Origin of the sequence: Marivirga sp. (assembly GCF_035704835.1) — a bacterium.
In the GTDB taxonomy this organism is placed as follows: Bacteria; Bacteroidota; Bacteroidia; order Cytophagales; family Cyclobacteriaceae; genus Marivirga.
In genome coordinates this window covers 18,619-36,381 of record NZ_DASSWQ010000074.1, presented here as the reverse complement: position 1 = coordinate 36,381, position 17,763 = coordinate 18,619, and the positions used below count along the sequence as shown (strand labels likewise).

Here is a 17,763-nt window from a genome sequence, read left to right as displayed (position 1 = left end):
GCGATTATTTATTAAATCTGACCAATCACATACATTTTCTCCATTGTAGGATTTTCACTTCCGCCTCTAGGCTCCAAGGTTACTGCAAAAGCAGAGGCTTTTGAAGTAGTTTTCATCTTGAGTAATTGCGTCATGTCACCTGCTACATCAAAAACTCCCATATCAACTGGCGCTCCATCAACAATGGCCCAAAGCTGATACTGATTATCCATATCATTGGAAGGCATCTTCTTAGCATTAAGAAAAACTTCGTTTGTTTTCTTATTCCAGTGTACAAATGCTTGAGCTTCTGGTGCAATATCTAATCCATTCATAGGAACCGTTTCTATTCCAGGCTGCCTTAAAATTTCTATATTTTCAGCATATTGATCCATTTGGTTTTTCACCACATTATATTGCTGAGCCATGCTTTGATTCTGCGCAATTATATTGGACAATCTATTTTCAGTTGCTTGCCATTGGTTATAATAATAAGCACTTAAAGCGATACCTATTACTGCCACGATACTTGCTGCTGCTGATAGAAACGGATAAATAGAGAATGATTTTGCTTCTTTTTTGATTTTGCTTTCAGAAATATCCTTTTTCACTTCTTCAGATGCTGAGGATTCCATTTGTAACACTAACTCTTCAAATAAAGCATTTTTAGATTGAGCTGGAGGTGCAATACTACCTTTTTGCCCTAAAGCAAATAAAGTTTCCTCAGCTTCATCAATGGCCGATCGGACTTCCTGATGCTCTTCAGCATACTGAAGTAACTCCTTTGTTTCAGCATCACTAAGCTGCCCCAAAACGAAAGCTTCGATTACTCCTGACGATATGTATGCTTCAATTTTATTCACGATAATAGTTCCCTTAATGTACGCATGGCTGTTCTTGCTCTAGTTTTGACAGTCCCTAAAGGAATGTCAAATTCTTCTGCAATTTCAGTTTGCGTATAGCCTTTAAAATACATTTGATCAATTACAAATCGAAGTTCGTCTGAAAGTTTATCTAAAACTTTCTCTAACCCTATGCCGTCAATCGACAGCTCAGTGGAGTTTGCATTGTCAATAGTATGTACGTTGTCTGAGACTGAATCGGTTTTAGTTGTTTTCTTAATTTCTTTTGACCGAAGTTTATCGATGGAAGCATTTCGGCTAATATTCACTAACCAAGTATATAGGCGTCCTTTTTCAGCACTGTAGGCATCAATATTTTTCCACGCTTTCATAAAAGCATCGTGTAAAACTTCTTGAGCTACTTCCTCTGATTTTACTATTCTCACTATAACTCCATATATGGCTGCACTGTAATTGTCATACAGATATTCGAAAGCACTTGATTTTTGTGCTTTTAGTTCTTTAACGAGAACTTCTTCCGATATTTTGACTGCTGTTGCTATAGTGCTGAATTTGTAGATGCTAAATAAATCATATTACGGCAATAAAAAAAGCTGTTAGGCAAATTCAATTCATTAAATCTGCTTAACAGCTTTTTGTTTTATTTTTTATGAAGCGCTAGCGCGAGCTTCCTAGCTCGTGCTTATGTATTACACTGCACTGTCGCAAGCGTCCGCTTGTGACTAGCTCGTGCTATTATATATGAATCACCTCATCATAAGCAGCCGCTGCAGCTTCCATGACTGCCTCACTCATGGTTGGGTGAGGATGAACGGTTTTTATCAATTCATGACCAGTAGTTTCTAATTTTCTAACGGCTACTAATTCAGCGATCATTTCTGTTACATTGGCACCTATCATATGAGCACCTAGCAGTTCACCGTATTTGGCGTCAAAAACTAATTTCACGAAACCATCTTTAGCACCCGCAGCACTTGCTTTTCCTGATGCTGAGAATGGGAATTTTCCCACTTTCAATTCATAGCCAGCTTCTTTCGCTTGTTTTTCAGTATATCCCACAGATGCAATTTCAGGACTGCAGTAAGTACAACCAGGAATATTTTTATAATCCAGTGGCTCTGGGTTTTCACCTGCTATTTTCTCAACGCAAATGATTCCCTCAGCAGAAGCTACGTGAGCTAGTGCAGGACCATGAACGATATCGCCAATAGCATAAACACCATCTACATTGGTTTTATAGAAATCATCAACCAGTACTTTTCCTTTATCAGTTGAAACACCAACATCTTCCAGACCAATATTTTCTAGGTTAGTAGTTACCCCAACTGCTGAAAGGACAATGTCACACTCTATTTTTTCTTCACCTTTTTGTGTTTTAACAGTCACTTTGCAACCACTTCCTTTGGTGTCAACTGAAGTTACTTCAGAGCTGGTCATAATATTGATACCCGCTTTTTTGTAAGTCTTAGCCAAAGCTTTAGAAACTTCTTCGTCTTCAACTGGAACAATTCTGTCCATAAATTCTACTATGGTTACTTCCGTACCAATAGAATTATAGAAATAAGCAAATTCAACACCAATAGCTCCTGAACCTACTACAACCATTTTCTTAGGTTGTTTTTCTAAGCTCATAGCTTTTCTATATTCTATTATTTTCTTTCCATCAATTGGAAGATTTGGCAATTCTTTGGCTCTTCCACCAGTTGCTAGAATGATGCTATCAGCAGAGTATTCAGTTTTTTTACCGTCAATTTCTACTTCTACTTTTTTACCTGATTTCAATTTTCCAAAACCGTCAATTACATCGATTTTGTTTTTCTTCATCAAGAACTGCACTCCTTTGCTCATGCCATCAGCTACACCACGACTTCTTTTTACCATGCCTGTGAAATCAGCTTTAGCATCTTTTACAGTAATTCCGTAATCCTCAGCATGGCTGATATATTCAAATACATTGGCACTTTTCAATAATGCTTTAGTAGGGATACATCCCCAGTTTAAGCAAATTCCACCTAAACTTTCTTTCTCCACTATAGCTACTTTTTTGCCTAATTGAGAGGCACGGATTGCGGCCACGTAACCACCAGGGCCAGAACCTATTATTATAATGTCATATTTTGATGCCATAATATCTATTAATTAAAATTTGGATTCTTTTTTACTTGTCGACAAATTTAATGGAAAAGGGGCTAGAAAAAAATTTTGTCGCTTTAATCAAATTTTCCATATCATTGAGTAATGTTTAGGAAGACTAATTTTATTTTAATAAATGAAATTTCCCTTTCGTTTTTTCTCAAAAAGAGCGGTGATTATTTTTGGGTATTAAGTATTTCCGGAATTTTATTTTGGATTGCAAATTTCTTTGGATTGGGAAATACTTCTGATTCTATGCTTTATAATGAAATTGCGGAAGAAATTAATTCAAAAAGTTTTTTTCTTGTCGAGGGATTTAAGATTAAACCGCCTGTTTTTCCCTTAATTATTTCAGTCATAGGTGAACAAAACATGGTTTGGCTAAACTTTCTGTGTTTATTAGGCATTCAAAGCTTCGGTGTATTTTGGTCGCGTAGAATCACTAATAGATTTTTGAGACACCTGTTTTTGATTATTGTTATATTCTCAACCCCACATCTATTGATAAGTTCTTTTCTCTGGACTGAACCCCTTTTTTTGTTCACATTGCTTCTTGTTTTTTATTTTTTAGATAAATTTCAACATACAACCCAGTTGAAATTTTTGATACCAGCTATCATTTTGATAGTTATACTGCCTTTTATTCGTTTTGCTGGTGTGTTTTTAATTATACCTCTTTTTGTAGTACAATTAGCTACTTTAAAGAATAAGAAAATCGCTTTTTTTTCCTTTCTTTTTTTACTTTCCCTCATCGTTGTTTGGGTATGTATATTTAATGAAGGTTTTATAAGACGTTGGGATAGGTTTACTTATCTATTTTTTTCAGGAAAATTAAGTCATTTGGAATTTAATCTTTATTCTTATTCAAAAGCTTTAAGTAGTTGGTTTTTTCCATATGTGATTGAAGGAGTTTTTTCTCGATTATTGAGTGTCATGATTTTACTTGCTGTCATTTATAAAGCATCAAGACTCTATTTTATTTCGCGAGCAAATGTCCTTTTCTTAGCTCCGCTATTATTTTTTGTATATTATTTTTTAATGATGTCAATTTTTAAGGTCGAATATTATGCTGCAGAAAGATACCTAGCTATTTTTTATTTCTTGATTATGCTGAATCTTTTTCTTCAAATTGATATTTATTTTAAATCAATAGAATCTGTTTATTTTAGAAGGGGAGTATATTTTACGATAATTATTTTTGCTGTTTACAACTTACTCAGAACACTCAAGAATGTGTATTTTTGGTATGATTTAAGGTCTGAATCTTCTTGGGTAGAGATTGTTGGAAATACGCAATCAATGATTTTATAAGAGAATTTATAATCTATAAAACCCTGTATCTTTCTTTTCATTTTCTTAATTAGCTTATTCCTTGTAATTTTAGGCTTTTTAGAATCAACTACAAACCCATTATGACAAAACTATTAGAAGGAAAAACCGCACTTATCACGGGTGCTTCAAAAGGAATAGGAAAAGCCATTGCTGAAAAGTATGCCGAACAAGGTGCTAATGTGGCTTTCACTTTTTTATCAAGTGTTGAAAAAGGTCAGGCGCTAGAAAAAGAATTATCGGATGCTTATGGTGTAAAGGTAAAAGGATATCGATCTGATGCCTCAGATTTTAAAGCAGCGGAAGAATTAATAGCAGGAGTAGTTGCTGATTTTGGAAGCTTAGATGTTTTGGTAAATAATGCCGGGATCACCAAAGATAATCTATTGATGAGGATGACAGAAGAAATGTGGGATGAGGTAATCAATATCAATTTGAAATCATGTTTCAATACTGTGAAAGCTGCTAACCGTACTTTTATGAAGCAAAAAAGCGGTTCTATCATCAATATGACTTCTGTGGTAGGGATTAAAGGAAATCCAGGACAGGCAAATTATTCAGCTTCAAAGGCAGGTATCATTGGGTTCACAAAATCAATAGCTTTGGAATTAGGCTCTAGAAATATTCGTTCAAATGCTATTGCGCCTGGTTTCATAGAAACTGAAATGACTGATGCCTTAGATGAAAAGACAGTTCAAGGATGGAGAGATGCTATTCCTTTGAAACGAGGAGGCAGACCAGAGGATGTTGCTGACTTATGTGTTTTCTTAGGTTCTGATATGTCTTCTTATATTACAGGCCAAGTAATTCAAGTGGATGGTGGAATGCTGACCTAATAATTAAATATTTTTTAAAGCCTGTCAGGTTTCTTAAGTTTCGCATCAATTCTAAGAAATGAATCTTTGATTGGGCAAAGAATTTGAAATTAACCTGACAGGTTTGATAATCCTCTATAATTATTTATTCTCGCCCCTTTTTTCCGTTTCTTTCACTCGAACTTATTAACTTTAACTTCCGTTTAACTGAACAATAATTATTCAGTTTAGACTGTATTTCATAAAAACAGTATCATGTACACTAATTTTGAAGATTTAAGCAAGAGTTCAAGACTTTGGGTTTATCAAGCCGATAGAGCTTTCAATATTGAAGAGAAGGAATTTATTCTACAAAATGGCAAAGCATTTGTAGCATCTTGGACTGCTCATAGTAAGGCATTAAATGCCTCAATTGATGTAAAATATAATCAATTTATTGTTTTGGCGGTTGATGAATCAAAAGCTCCTGCTACTGGTTGTTCTATTGATAAATCTGTCCATTTTATAAAAGCATTAGAGAATGAATTGAAAATTAATTTACTTGATAAAAGTAAAGTGGCTTTCTTAAAAAACAATGAGGTTTCTTTGGTGAATTTACCTGCTGTTAAATCAAAAGTAGAAACGGATGAAATTTCAGCTGATGTATTGACTTTTAATAATATGGTGACACGCAAAGAAGACTTTGAAACAAATTGGTTAATCCCAGCTGGAAAAAGCTGGATGGGAAGATTTTTCAAAACAGAAGCATGATTTTATCCCAAAATTCGTTTAGTTGGTATTGACTTTAATTTTTAAATTGGTGAGGATAAAAAACGTATTATTTGCTATAGTTTTAATTTTTCAGCTTGCTTGTTCTCCTTTTAAAAAAGCAGAGAAAAAGTTTGAGAAAGGGGAGTTTGATATTGCTATTGATTTATATCAAAAAGCACTAGAGAAAAATGAGAATCCCTCTGAAGCCTTATTTTCTATAGCTGAATCCTACAGATTATCTAATCGATTAGAAATTGCTGAACCGTATTATAAAGCGGCCATTGATTCTGGTTATACTGAAGACGAAGTTTTTTACAATTACTCCTTGTCATTAAAAGCAAATTCAAATTACGATAAAGCAGAAGAAGTTTTAGAAAATTATTTGCTTGAGGCCAATAATCCTGAAATAAAGCGATTAGCAGAATTTCAACTAAACAATCTGAATAATATTGATGAAATTCTTGAAGATCAAACATTTTATACTGTAAAAAATCTGGAAGAGATAAATACTCCTGATGCTGAATATGCCCCTTTTTTCCATGAAGATGAATTATTCTTTACCTCCACTCGCGATGAGGATGGAAGAATCTACAAAGCTACGGGCGATAATTATTCGGACATATATAAAGTTAGCTCTAAAGGAGCAAATGTTGATACTGCTACAGTAGAAAAATTACCTGCAATAATCAATTGGCCTGATGCAAATGAAGGCTCAGTTGCCATTGGACCAAGAGGGCGTACGATGGTTTTCGCACGCGGTAACACAGGGAAACGAAAGGGCTTAAATGATGTGAATCTATACATTACACGATATAGAAATGGTAATTGGTCCGAGCCAGAATTAATGCAAATTAATGATCCTAACGCATGGAATTCAACACCCGCATTTAGTGAAGATGGGCGAACTTTATATTTTTCATCTACTAGAGAAGGTGGCTACGGAGGAGTAGATTTATATTCAGCTACTGTTAATAGCCGGGGCCAATGGGGAAATGTGAGAAATTTAGGTGATAAAATTAATACTCCTGAGGACGAAATGTTTCCTTCTACCTCGCAGGATGGGAAATTATATTTCTCTTCCAATGGACATCGAGGCTTAGGCAAGCTGGACATATTTATTGCAGAGCGTACAGGTGGGAGAATTAAGATTTCTCATTTAGGTAAACCGATGAATTCTAATAAAGATGACTTTGCCGTTTTTATGTATTCACCCGACAGAGGTTTTTTCTCCAGCGATAGAGCAGGAGGCAAAGGAAGAGACGATATCTATACGTTTAAAAATGAAGATCCAAATTTAAAGATTGTGAATTACTTCTTAGCAGGAGAAACCACTACCAACAATTCCAGCAATCAGGAAGTAATCTTACCTGGAGCAAATGTGAGAATCTTTTCTCAGGACAGTGTTTTGCTTGGAGAAATATTGACGGGCCAAGATGGTAAATTCAATTTCAGGGTTTCGGAAGAGGAGGATTACTTTATTATTGCGGAAAAAGATAATTATTTAACCACTAGAAAGACTTTTTCCACTGTTGGCAAAACCTTGGATAAAAGCAAGCTTACTTCCCTGATTACTAATAAAGTATTTGAGACTGAAATATTATTGGAAGAAATCATTTTGGATAAAGCCTTCGAGTTGGAGAACATCTATTATGATTTTGATTCGGCAAATATTAGAGCTGATGCAGCCCTTGAATTAGATAGATTGGTGACCATATTAAAAGATAATCCTCCTATCAAAATAGAATTGAGTTCTCATACTGACGCTAGGGGAGAAGCCGCTTATAACCAAGAATTGTCAAAGCGCAGAGCGGAATCAGCAGTTGCTTATATCATTTCACAAGGGGTTGACCCCACAAGGATTAAAGCCAGAGGCTATGGCGAAAGTCAGCTGATTATTGAAGATGCTCAAACGGAAGAAGAGCATGAAACCAACCGTAGAACTGAGTTCAAGGTAACCGAATATGATAAGGAAATTGCCAAAAGGATACGTGAACAAGAAGAAGCCCAATTCAAAAAAGGAACCGTAGAAGTCGAAATTAAAGAGGAAAAAGAAGTCCCAGAAGAAGCTTCAACTGATGAGTTTGATTTTAATTAGACAGCCCCCTAACCCCCAAAGGGGGAATTTTCTCACAGATTATACTTATTTATTTTAATGTGATACAGAATATTCCTGAGTCACATTATTTTGCTCTTTTCATTTAAAAGTAAAGATGCTGTCTCAATTTTACTGCTCCGCGAAATCCGTGCGTGTTCCCCCTTTGGGGGCTAGGGGGCTGGACTAAAAAAGCCCCAATTGCTGTGAGGCATCCCCTATTGTTGAATGATGATGAATTTTTTGGCTTGAGCTACAACTCTTTCAAATTAAAAAGCTGAACTTCTTCATTGCGTGACTCCCCCTTTGGGGGCTGGGGGGCTTACTGCACAATCACCCTAATATTTTCCTGCAATCCGTTATGATTTACTTTTAAGATATACATCCCAGCTTTTAATTGCTGGTTGATTTGCAAAGTACCATCCGTATTAAAGTTTCTAAACTCCTGCACTTTAATTCCAGAAAGGTCAAATAAACCTACATAAGCTAATTGTTCTCTAAAATCACTTGGCACCTGTATTTTCAAGTTTGAAGCATCTTGCACTGGATTAGGAGAAACTGCTAGTTTACCTTCAAAACCAACTTCAATAGTCACTACAGGTGAGAATTCGTAAGAAGCATCTATATCAACTGATTTTAATCTATAATAAATTACTCCAAAAGGGACACTTCTATCAGTAAAATCATATTTTACATCAGACATGCTATCACCCATACCTTGAACTAATCCAATTTGCTCCCAATTCTTCTGATCTATAGAACGCTCAATCTCAAAGTGAGAAAAATTTTCTTCTTTAGCTGTTACCCAGTCTAAATCAATATTTTTACCTGATTTTGAGGCTGAGAAGGATTTTAGTTCGATTGGGAGAGTACCATCATTTACAGAATCTGCTCCACCTGCAGCTATTATATCTTGAAAATCTTTACCTTGATATGTTCCAGTTCCAATTGAAATAAAAACGTTTCCATTGTTGCCAGAAGATAAAGCGGAGGTATTATTTGTATCATCAATTAATAGAAATGAAGATTCAGACATAAGTAGTTCATCTCTATTGTTACCACTGCCGCTGAATATTAGCTGTCCTGATCCTTCAATTCTTAGAATCAAATTAGAAAATGATGTTAGATCCCAAGAATCTTCCATATTCACTGCTAGTCCAGTAGGAATAATAACCTCTTTACAATTGCAAGCATTAATACCAGAAACTATCTCTGCTCCAGAATAGGAAGTTTCAGATAGCGTAAATTGTGCTTGTGTTTTAAAGGGTAAATATATTATTGAGGCAACAAGTAAAAATAAAATCTTTTTCATAATCATTAAATTATATATGCAAATATACGGGTTTCACCTACAAGTATCTATAAATCAATAAGGATAAACCCTATTTTTCTTACATGAAACACCTAATATACGACTTAACCCTATTTTATGGATGTCAAGTATATAGCTTTTCCGTTGAACCATCGATTTCACTCGATTAAGCCTTTCAAATTCAAATTATACCAATCTTCATATTGTCATTAAAGCAATTTGCTCTTTGTGGTTGGGACTGCATAAGCTATATTTGCATTCTAAAAGAAACAAGAATTCATTTATGGCTGATTTTGAAAACCTACAACTGGCTAATGACAATGGTGTACTAACCATCACCATCAACAGAGCCGAAAAATTAAATGCCCTAAATATCGCCACTATAGAAGAATTGCGTGAAGCTTTCCAAGATATTTATGATAACCAAGAAGTAAAATCTGTCATTTTAACTGGGGCGGGAGAGAAAGCTTTCGTGGCTGGTGCCGATATTTCTGAAATATCAGAATTGAATGAAATGAACGGAAGAAAATTTTCTGAAAATGGTCAGGAAGTTTTTGAAATGATAGAGAAATGCCACAAACCTGTCTTGGCAGCTGTAAATGGTTTCGCTTTAGGCGGTGGTTGTGAATTGGCTATGGCTTGCCATATGCGTATTGCAACTCCAAATGCTAAATTTGGTCAACCGGAAGTAAACCTCGGAATTATCCCAGGCTATGGCGGCACTCAGAGATTAACGCAATTAATCGGAAAGGGAAAAGCATTAGAGCTAATGATGACAGCTGATTTCATTGGAGCAGAAGAAGCAAAAAGCCTTGGTTTGGTGAATCATATTGCAGAAAGCCATGAAGAATTAATGACTCTTGCCACCTCCATCCTAAGTAAAATAAACAGTAAAGCCCCTCTTGCCATTGGTATGGTAATCGACTGTGTAAATGGATATTATACTGGAGATGAAAACGGTTATCAAACGGAGGCCAACAGCTTTGCAGCTTGCTGCAAGTCTGAAGATTTTAAAGAAGGAACAAAAGCCTTTTTAGAAAAAAGAGCCGCGGAGTTTAAAGGAGAGTAGTTTTAATTACGAATTAGGAATTTGTTAATTACGAATTATAAAAACATGGAAATTAGGAAGATGAATTATCGTTTTGGTACTCATCTCCCTATTTTCAAATTCCGTTTCTCAACTTCCTACTTCAAGCTTCCCACTTCTAACTATTATCCCTCAACTCCCCACTTCCAACACCCAACTTCCAGCCCCACCACATGAACCCACTCAAAAAATTAGCATCAGAAGCCGGTTTGTATGGATTGCCTAGCATCCTGGGTAGGTTACTGAATTATTTATTAATACCTCTTCATACGGCAGTTTTTATTCCTGAGCAATTTGGAAGTATTGGTGAACTCTATGCCTATGCTGCTTTTTTAAACATTATTTATACTTACGGCATGGAAACGGCCTATTTCCGTTTTACCACTAAAGAAAATTCCGAAAGCTATTATGCACAGGCTTTCACGGCTATTCTGTTAACCTCAATCATTTTCAGTGGCAGTATATTTATTTTTGCAGAACAAATTATCCAATTCCTTGATTTATCTGTTGAAACATACATTGTCCGTTATCTGGCCGTCATCTTTTTTGTTGATGCCATAGTAGCTATTCCACTAGCGAAACTTCGACTCGCGCACAAAGCCAAGAAATTTGCTTTCACTCGAATAAGCAATATTGCCTTGAATATTTTATTCAATCTATGTTTTTTGATGCTCTTTCCTTTTTTAGCGAAAGCCGGAATTATGGATTGGGATACACAGAAGCCCTATGAAATTGGCTATGTATTCTTAGCTAATTTATTAGCCAATGTATCCATGATTTTGATTTTATATAAGGAAATCTTCTTAGTCAAGCTGCAGTTCAACTGGGCAAAGACCAAAAAAATGCTGGTTTATGCGTGGCCAATTTTGTTAATGGGCGTAGCAGGCATATCCGTAGAGCAACTGGATAAAGTGATTTTTGAGCATCTACTACCTGAAAATTTTTATGACGGAAAAACAGCTGAAGCAGCATTGGGAATTTATATGGCTGCTTTCAAATTGAGTGTTTTTATGATGTTGGCTATTCAAGCTTTTCGTTACGCAGGCGAACCTTTCTTTTTTAGCCAAGCGGAAGACAAAGAAGCACCAGAACTTTTCGCAAAAGTACTCTACTATTTCGTTTCTCTTTCGTTAGTTATTTGGGTAGGTGTTAGTTTGAATGCCGATTTGATTGGAAAGCTGTTTTTGGGAAGGGCTGAATATAGAGAATCACTTTTTTTAGTGCCTATCTTGCTTTTTGGTAAATTGTTTTTCGGTATCTATATCAATTTGAGTATTTGGTTTAAAGTAACTGACAAAACGCATTATGGAGTTTATATTAGTGTTGTGGGTGGGATTGTGGCTTTAATTGGGAATATATTGTTAATTCCTATTTTAGGTTATACTGGTGCAGCCCTAACTTCAGTACTCGCTTATTTTAGTATGATGGTTTATTGTTATTTTATAGGTCAAAAATATTTTAAAATCCCATATCCTGTAGGTAAAATTGCCCTGAACATATTAGTTGCCGGGATAATAGTTGTTGCTTTTTTCTACTTTAAACCGACTTCTATGTGGCTTAATTACGGATTGGGAATTTTGATTACCTTAATTTATGCAGGATTGATGTTTTTATATGAGCGAAAAAGGATTTTTTCCAAAAGATTAAAATGATACTTTTGAACTAGAAAAATAAATTATGCAAGTAAAAGTTATAAATAAATCAACGAATGAATTGCCAGCCTATCAAACGCAAAGTGCAGCTGGCTTGGATTTAAGAGCAAATTTGGATGAACCCATTAATTTAAAGCCCATGCAAAGAATTTTGGTTCCAACAGGTTTGTTTATGGAATTGCCTGATGGTTATGAAGCGCAAATCCGTCCTAGAAGTGGGCTGGCATTCAAACATGGTATAACAGTTTTGAATAGTCCTGGCACGATTGATGCAGATTATAGAGGAGAGATTAAGATTTTATTGGTTAACTTATCGGATGAAGCCTTTTTTATAGAGTCGGGAGAAAGAGTAGCACAAATGGTGATTTCCAAACATGAGCAAATTGATTGGAACTTAGTAGAGGTTTTGGAAGATTCTGAAAGAAGTGCAGGAGGCTTTGGAAGTACGGGGAAATAGAGCCCCCTAGCCCCCAAAGGGGGAACGCTACCAGATTGAAATTTGCAAAAATAGCTTGTTTCATCACTCCTTTTGTAATTTCACGAGTTAAAGATTTAATAAAGCGATACAAAATCAAATTAAAATGTAAATGCAGTTCCGTGCGAATTCCCCCTTTGGGGGTTAGGGGGCTGGGCTAAATATAAAACATTATGAACATTATCATTCCAATGGCGGGCATGGGAAAACGCATGCGTCCACATACATTAACAGTACCAAAACCATTAGTCCCAATCGCTGGAAAGCCAATCGTGCAGCGCTTGGTGGAGGATATTGCAAAAGTTTGCAGTAGCCAAGTAGATAAAATTGGATTTATTATAAAATCTTCTTTTGGTAAAGAAATAGAGCAAAGTTTAATAAAAATAGCTGAATCAGTTGGCGCGGAAGGCTCCATTCATTATCAAGAGGAAGCTTTAGGTACCGCCCATGCTATCATGTGCGCTAAAGATTTATTGGAAGGAAATTCGGTAGTTGCTTTTGCAGATACGCTTTTCAAAGCCGATTTTAAATTAGATACTTCCGAAGAAGGAATTATTTGGACGCAAAAAGTAGACGATCCTTCCGCTTTTGGTGTAGTAAAAGTAAATAATGATAATGTAATAACTGACTTCATTGAAAAGCCAAAAACTCCTGTTTCCAATTTAGCGATTATTGGTATTTACTACTTTCAAAAAGGGGAAGACTTAAGAAAAGAGCTTCAGTATCTTTTGGACAATGACGTCAAAGATGCAGGTGGTGAATTCCAAATTACAGTGGCATTGGAGAATATGAAAGATAAAGGAGTGAAATTGCGTCCAGGTACTGTCACTGAATGGCTGGATTGTGGAAATAAAGATGCTACAGTTTATACCAATCAACGTTACTTGGAGTTTATAAAAAGTGAAAAATTAATCAGTAAATCAGCTAAAATAGAGGATTCTGTCATTATTCCTCCAGTATATTTGGGAGAAAATGTGTCAATTAAGAACTCTGTAGTAGGTCCACACGTTTCTATCGGAGATAATACTGAGATTAAAGATAGTCGAATAAGCAACAGTATTATTCAAACAAACTCTGTCATATCTGAAGCACAAATAAAAAACAGTATGTTAGGAAATTTTGTACAGTACCAAGGCGCAGCTAAAGACTTGAGTATTGGTGATTATAATAAAGTGATTGAATAAAAATTGTGAACAAAAACTTTCAATATTTTTTAAAGGTTCTAGTTATTTTCTGTCTATTTCATGGACAGGTAGAGGTACTATATGCCCAGACTCCCGAAACTCCAGAAATTCTTCAGCAGGAAGATATTCTTCCAGATTCCGACCCACTAAAAGTGGATCGTTTCAATGTAGAATTTTTGATTGTGGAAGGGATGCATTTTCTAGCAATAGAAAATCAAGCGAAAGCATTAGAAAGCTTTTTAAAAGCCCATCAAATAATGCCTGAAAATGCAGCTTTAAACTATAAAATTGCTGAAATTTTTAAAGCAAGTGAGGAGACTGATCAAGCGCTTTTGTATATTTCAAATGCTACGGAAAAGGAAAAAGATAATCACTATTATCAGTCATTAAAAGCGGAAATACTAACCGCTCAAGGTGATTTGCCAGGTGCAATTGCTACTTATGAGGATCTGTACAAATTTGCTGAAGATGCACCAGATGATTACCTATTAGAATTGGCTGCTTTATATCTATACAATGAAGAACCTTATAATGCTTTAAAAACATACGATAGAATTGAAAAGCGATTAGGTATTTTAGAGGAAGTGAGTATTCAAAAGCAAAAAATATATTTACAGCAAAATAAATTAAAAGAAGCCCTAATTGAAGGAAAAAATTTAGTGAATGCCTATCCGAAAGTAGGAGGTTATGCGGTTTCAGTGGCTCAAATATTGGTTTCTAATAATAAAATTTTAGAAGCAATAGAATATCTGGAGAATTATTTAATTGAGCATCCTAACCAAGCAGAAGCCCATTTAGAATTAGGGAAATTATATCGGCAAAGCAATCAAATAGACCTTGCCTTAGTTAATTTCACAACCGCCTTTCATTCTGAAGAAATTTCGTTGGAATCAAAGCTAAATGAATTTATAGCTTTGATTAGAAAATCTCTTACTCCTACTTACACTAATAAGTTTAAGGAATTAGGAGAGACTATCATAGAAGTTCATAATACCGAAGCAAATGCATTTGCTGCATTCGGAGATTTATTTATTGAACTAGATCAAAAAGATAGTGCACAGTTTTTTTATGAGAAAGCGGTTGCTTTAAATGGAGATAATCTTCAGTTGTGGCAAAATATCTTGTCATTAGAACTAGAAAATAATAATTTTCAACAAGCTGCGGAATATTCCGAAGAAGCGATTACCTATTTCCCTAATCAGCCAATATTATATTTATTCGGAGGATCTGCCTATTATGCTTTAAAGGAATTTAAAAAAGCCATTATGCTCTGGGAACAAGGTAAATCTATGGTTTTTGGAAATGACAGGATGAAAAGTAGTTTCGCGGCTCAACTTGCGGATGCATATCACGCGAATAAAGACTATAAAAAAGCATTTGAGACCTATGAAGAAGCTATAAAACTTAATCCTGAGAATTATTTTGCGGTAAATAATTTCGCTTATTATTTATCTTTAAGAAAGCAAAATTTGGAAAGAGCAAAGGAGCTTTCTTCGATTATGGTAAAAGCTAATCCTAATAATGCTAACTTTTTAGACACTCACGGTTGGGTTTTATTTCAAAAAGGAGAATATGAAAAAGCTTTAACTGTTCTAGAGAAAGCAGTAAAATTGCAAGCATCTGGAACAATTATTGAGCATTATGCAGATGCACTCTTTAAATTAGGAAAGAAAGAGGAAGCATTGCAACAATGGAAGCGTGCCAAAATGAAAGGTGGAGCATCCGATTTAATTGACAAAAAAATATCTGAAAAACAATATTATGAAGCATCTATTTAGCGTATTACTATTTTCTGCAGCTTTGATTTTCACCTCTTGCGGTAAAAAGCTTTTACCAACTTCCACTGTAGAAAAGGAATATGCATTAGAAAAATTTGATTTTGAGTATTTGCAAGCTAAATCCAAGATTAAATTTAATTCTCCAGACCGAAACTTAAGTTCCAACGCCAATATTCGGATAAAAAAAGATAGCATCATTTGGGTTTCAGTTGCTCCTATTTTTGGTATAGAAGCAGCCAGAGGATATATAAGTCAAGATACTATTGTTTTTTTGGATAGAGTAAATAAGGAAGTCTATCGCTACAATTTTGAAAGTTTGAGTAATGAACTTAATTTTGATATTAATTTTCAAATTATTCAATCTATCCTTTTAGGTAATCAAGTATTTGAATTTAAAGGAGATGATAATTTTTCTAAGAGGTCGGGAGAATTGAGAATTAATCAAAAAAGAGGACGTTTTGAATTACAGACTTTAGCTTCATCAGAAAATAGAAAAGTAAAAAGCATTAAAGTTCAAGAAATACCAGATGGAAGTAAAATGGAGATGATCTTCACAAATTTTAATATTGTGGCAAACCAAAATTTCCCTTTTAACGCTTATGTTAATATTATTTCGAAAGGCACCTCAGGCGAAGAATCTACAACAGTAGAAATCATTCATTCTAAAGTTGATGCAGGAAGCACTCCAATTTCATTCCCGTTTAGTGTTCCCGATAGATATGAAAATTAAATTTCCCTATATTATTTTATTGCTTTTTTTTCTATTTGCATTACAGAGCGTTAAAGCCCAAAAGTCTAGAGCTCAGTTAGAGCAAGAAAAGAAAGAAAACCTTGAGAAAATAAATCAGGCTGAAAAAATATTAAATCAGACCAGGTATAAAAAGAGTGCGACTATCGGTCAATTAAATGCTTTAAACTACAAAATAGAAGCTCAGGAAGCACTTACTAATTCTATATCCAATGAATTAAGTTTATTGAATGAGAAGCTTAACGAAATTGGAAGTATTATCAATTCTATGGAAGAAGATTTGGAAAGCATGAAAGCTGAATATATTAGCATGCTTTATGCCACGCAAAAAAGCAATCAATCTTTAAGTAAGCTAGCATATATTTTTGCATCAGAGTCTTTTTATGAGATGTTTATGCGCCTAAAATACATGGAATATTATGGTACCATGAGAAGACAGCAAGCCAAGCAAATTGAAATGATTAAAGAGTTATTAATCGGTCAAAAGGAAAGTGTAGAAGACGTCCGTATGGAGAAAAGCACCCTGCTGCAAGAACAAATTTTTAGAAATCGAGAGTTAAATAAATTAAAAATTAGCCAAAGTAATCTCGTTGCAGAATTGAGCAAAAGAGAGAAGCAAGTAAGAAGTGAGATTGATGAACGGAAAAAGGCAGTTGAAAATTTAGAAAAGGTAATAGCGGATTTAATAAAGGAGGAGATTGAAAAAAGCTCCAAAGGTGCTTCATCATCTAAATTTGCTTTAACTCCTGAAGCCAAGGAGTTGTCAGATTCATTTGCAGGAAATAAGAATAAATTATTTTGGCCAGTAACAGCTGGTTTTATTTCTCAGAAGTTCGGAACACATCCACATCCAGTATATAAAAATATAATTGTCAATAATAATGGAGTAGATATTCAGACAAACGAAAACGAAGAAATTCGAGCAGTTTTCGATGGAGAAGTGAAAAATGTGGCCTTTATACCAGGTATGAACAACGTAGTAATGGTACAACACGGAGAATATTTCACGGTTTATGCTAAGCTCAAAACAGTAGACGTTAAAAAGGGTGAAAAGGTAACGGCCAAGCAATCTTTGGGAGTGGTTTATACTGACAGAGACGGTACTTCAGAAATTCAATTCCAAGTCTGGAAAAATAATAATAAATTAAACCCAGAACAGTGGTTGTTTAAGAAGTGATAAAGTAAAATAGAACCTTTACCCCTGAACTATTCCTCTAAATTTTCCCTTATGTAAGAATAAGCAATCAATTTTTTGATGTCTGATTGCTTATGCAATGGATTATTATTTAACTTTACGTTCACATTATTAAATTGAAAGCAATGAACACAGTATTTGCATTTTTAGGCGGTGGAATAGGCGGATGGGAAATCCTCCTTATCATGTTGGTGATATTAATATTTTTTGGTGCTAAAAGAATTCCTGACTTGGCAAGAGGATTGGGTAAAGGTATTAGAGAATTTAAAGATGCTACCACAGAGATTAAAGATAACATTGAAGACGGAGGAAGAAAAAATACAACTTCCAAAACAGACACGACTGAAAGTAGCAATACAAAGGACCAATAA

General features: G+C 34.9%; 16 protein-coding genes. 12 read left to right on the top strand and 4 right to left on the bottom strand.

Going from position 1 to position 17,763, the window contains the following annotated elements:
- Positions 1 to 11: 11 nt before the first annotated feature.
- The 3 genes from VFM92_RS12680 to lpdA form a co-directional block, all read right to left on the bottom strand.
- Positions 12 to 842 (bottom strand): anti-sigma factor, encoded by an 831-nt coding sequence (locus VFM92_RS12680; RefSeq protein WP_325122591.1) that lies wholly within the window; start codon positions 840 to 842, stop codon positions 12 to 14.
- Positions 839 to 1,366: an RNA polymerase sigma factor gene (locus VFM92_RS12675; RefSeq protein ID WP_325122681.1), complete on the bottom strand. Its 528-nt coding sequence runs from the start codon at positions 1,364 to 1,366 to the stop codon at positions 839 to 841. Before VFM92_RS12675 ends, VFM92_RS12680 begins: the two co-directional genes overlap by 4 nt.
- A gap of 211 nt (positions 1,367 to 1,577) precedes the next feature.
- Positions 1,578 to 2,969, bottom strand: coding sequence for a dihydrolipoyl dehydrogenase (lpdA, locus tag VFM92_RS12670; protein ID WP_414675574.1), 1,392 nt, complete (start codon positions 2,967 to 2,969; stop codon positions 1,578 to 1,580).
- 111 nt (positions 2,970 to 3,080) lie between these two features.
- On the opposite strand from lpdA, the gene VFM92_RS12665 reads away from it, so the two are divergent.
- The 4 genes from VFM92_RS12665 to VFM92_RS12650 all read left to right on the top strand — a co-directional run bounded on the left by VFM92_RS12665 (position 3,081) and on the right by VFM92_RS12650 (position 7,964).
- Positions 3,081 to 4,286 carry a hypothetical protein gene (locus tag VFM92_RS12665; protein ID WP_325122590.1) on the top strand — a complete coding sequence of 402 codons (1,206 nt, stop codon included), beginning with the start codon at positions 3,081 to 3,083 and terminating at the stop codon, positions 4,284 to 4,286.
- Positions 4,287 to 4,387: 101 nt separating this feature from the next.
- Positions 4,388 to 5,140, top strand: a complete 753-nt coding sequence (fabG, locus tag VFM92_RS12660) for a 3-oxoacyl-[acyl-carrier-protein] reductase (RefSeq protein ID WP_325122589.1) — start codon at positions 4,388 to 4,390, stop codon at positions 5,138 to 5,140.
- A 234-nt stretch (positions 5,141 to 5,374) separates the two neighbouring features.
- Complete coding sequence (locus VFM92_RS12655; protein ID WP_325122588.1) at positions 5,375 to 5,869, top strand: hypothetical protein; 495 nt, start codon at positions 5,375 to 5,377, stop codon at positions 5,867 to 5,869.
- Between the two features lie 49 nt (positions 5,870 to 5,918).
- Positions 5,919 to 7,964 carry an OmpA family protein gene (locus VFM92_RS12650; RefSeq protein ID WP_325122587.1) on the top strand — a complete coding sequence of 682 codons (2,046 nt, stop codon included), beginning with the start codon at positions 5,919 to 5,921 and terminating at the stop codon, positions 7,962 to 7,964.
- A 319-nt stretch (positions 7,965 to 8,283) separates the two neighbouring features.
- Here VFM92_RS12650 and VFM92_RS12645 read toward each other — a convergent pair whose 3' ends face one another.
- Positions 8,284 to 9,273 carry a T9SS type A sorting domain-containing protein gene (locus VFM92_RS12645; protein WP_325122586.1) on the bottom strand — a complete coding sequence of 330 codons (990 nt, stop codon included), beginning with the start codon at positions 9,271 to 9,273 and terminating at the stop codon, positions 8,284 to 8,286.
- Between the two features lie 283 nt (positions 9,274 to 9,556).
- On the opposite strand from VFM92_RS12645, the gene VFM92_RS12640 reads away from it, so the two are divergent.
- From VFM92_RS12640 to VFM92_RS12605, 8 genes are all read left to right on the top strand, one after another.
- Entirely contained in the window at positions 9,557 to 10,342 is a 786-nt protein-coding gene (locus VFM92_RS12640; RefSeq protein ID WP_325122585.1) for an enoyl-CoA hydratase/isomerase family protein, read from the top strand.
- A 191-nt stretch (positions 10,343 to 10,533) separates the two neighbouring features.
- Complete coding sequence (locus VFM92_RS12635; protein WP_325122584.1) at positions 10,534 to 12,012, top strand: lipopolysaccharide biosynthesis protein; 1,479 nt, start codon at positions 10,534 to 10,536, stop codon at positions 12,010 to 12,012.
- Between the two features lie 25 nt (positions 12,013 to 12,037).
- Positions 12,038 to 12,469 carry a dUTP diphosphatase gene (dut, locus tag VFM92_RS12630; protein WP_325122583.1) on the top strand — a complete coding sequence of 144 codons (432 nt, stop codon included), beginning with the start codon at positions 12,038 to 12,040 and terminating at the stop codon, positions 12,467 to 12,469.
- A 191-nt stretch (positions 12,470 to 12,660) separates the two neighbouring features.
- Positions 12,661 to 13,671, top strand: a complete 1,011-nt coding sequence (locus VFM92_RS12625) for a sugar phosphate nucleotidyltransferase (RefSeq protein WP_325122582.1) — start codon at positions 12,661 to 12,663, stop codon at positions 13,669 to 13,671.
- Between the two features lie 5 nt (positions 13,672 to 13,676).
- Positions 13,677 to 15,449 carry a tetratricopeptide repeat protein gene (locus tag VFM92_RS12620; protein WP_325122581.1) on the top strand — a complete coding sequence of 591 codons (1,773 nt, stop codon included), beginning with the start codon at positions 13,677 to 13,679 and terminating at the stop codon, positions 15,447 to 15,449.
- Positions 15,433 to 16,179 carry a DUF4292 domain-containing protein gene (locus VFM92_RS12615; protein WP_325122580.1) on the top strand — a complete coding sequence of 249 codons (747 nt, stop codon included), beginning with the start codon at positions 15,433 to 15,435 and terminating at the stop codon, positions 16,177 to 16,179. Before VFM92_RS12620 ends, VFM92_RS12615 begins: the two co-directional genes overlap by 17 nt.
- Positions 16,169 to 17,374: a murein hydrolase activator EnvC family protein gene (locus tag VFM92_RS12610; protein ID WP_325122579.1), complete on the top strand. Its 1,206-nt coding sequence runs from the start codon at positions 16,169 to 16,171 to the stop codon at positions 17,372 to 17,374. Before VFM92_RS12615 ends, VFM92_RS12610 begins: the two co-directional genes overlap by 11 nt.
- 143 nt (positions 17,375 to 17,517) lie before the next feature.
- Positions 17,518 to 17,763, top strand: coding sequence for a twin-arginine translocase TatA/TatE family subunit (locus VFM92_RS12605; protein WP_325122578.1), 246 nt, complete (start codon positions 17,518 to 17,520; stop codon positions 17,761 to 17,763).

Coding starts and splice junctions, on each gene's coding strand:
- lpdA (WP_414675574.1), bottom strand. CDS start 2,969: ATGGCATCAAAATATGACATTATAATAATAGGTTCTGGCCCTGGTGGT.
- VFM92_RS12665 (WP_325122590.1), top strand. CDS start 3,081: ATGTTTAGGAAGACTAATTTTATTTTAATAAATGAAATTTCCCTTTCG.
- fabG (WP_325122589.1), top strand. CDS start 4,388: ATGACAAAACTATTAGAAGGAAAAACCGCACTTATCACGGGTGCTTCA.
- VFM92_RS12655 (WP_325122588.1), top strand. CDS start 5,375: ATGTACACTAATTTTGAAGATTTAAGCAAGAGTTCAAGACTTTGGGTT.
- VFM92_RS12645 (WP_325122586.1), bottom strand. CDS start 9,273: ATGAAAAAGATTTTATTTTTACTTGTTGCCTCAATAATATATTTACCC.
- VFM92_RS12640 (WP_325122585.1), top strand. CDS start 9,557: ATGGCTGATTTTGAAAACCTACAACTGGCTAATGACAATGGTGTACTA.
- VFM92_RS12635 (WP_325122584.1), top strand. CDS start 10,534: ATGAACCCACTCAAAAAATTAGCATCAGAAGCCGGTTTGTATGGATTG.
- dut (WP_325122583.1), top strand. CDS start 12,038: ATGCAAGTAAAAGTTATAAATAAATCAACGAATGAATTGCCAGCCTAT.
- VFM92_RS12625 (WP_325122582.1), top strand. CDS start 12,661: ATGAACATTATCATTCCAATGGCGGGCATGGGAAAACGCATGCGTCCA.
- VFM92_RS12615 (WP_325122580.1), top strand. CDS start 15,433: ATGAAGCATCTATTTAGCGTATTACTATTTTCTGCAGCTTTGATTTTC.
- VFM92_RS12610 (WP_325122579.1), top strand. CDS start 16,169: ATGAAAATTAAATTTCCCTATATTATTTTATTGCTTTTTTTTCTATTT.
- VFM92_RS12605 (WP_325122578.1), top strand. CDS start 17,518: ATGAACACAGTATTTGCATTTTTAGGCGGTGGAATAGGCGGATGGGAA.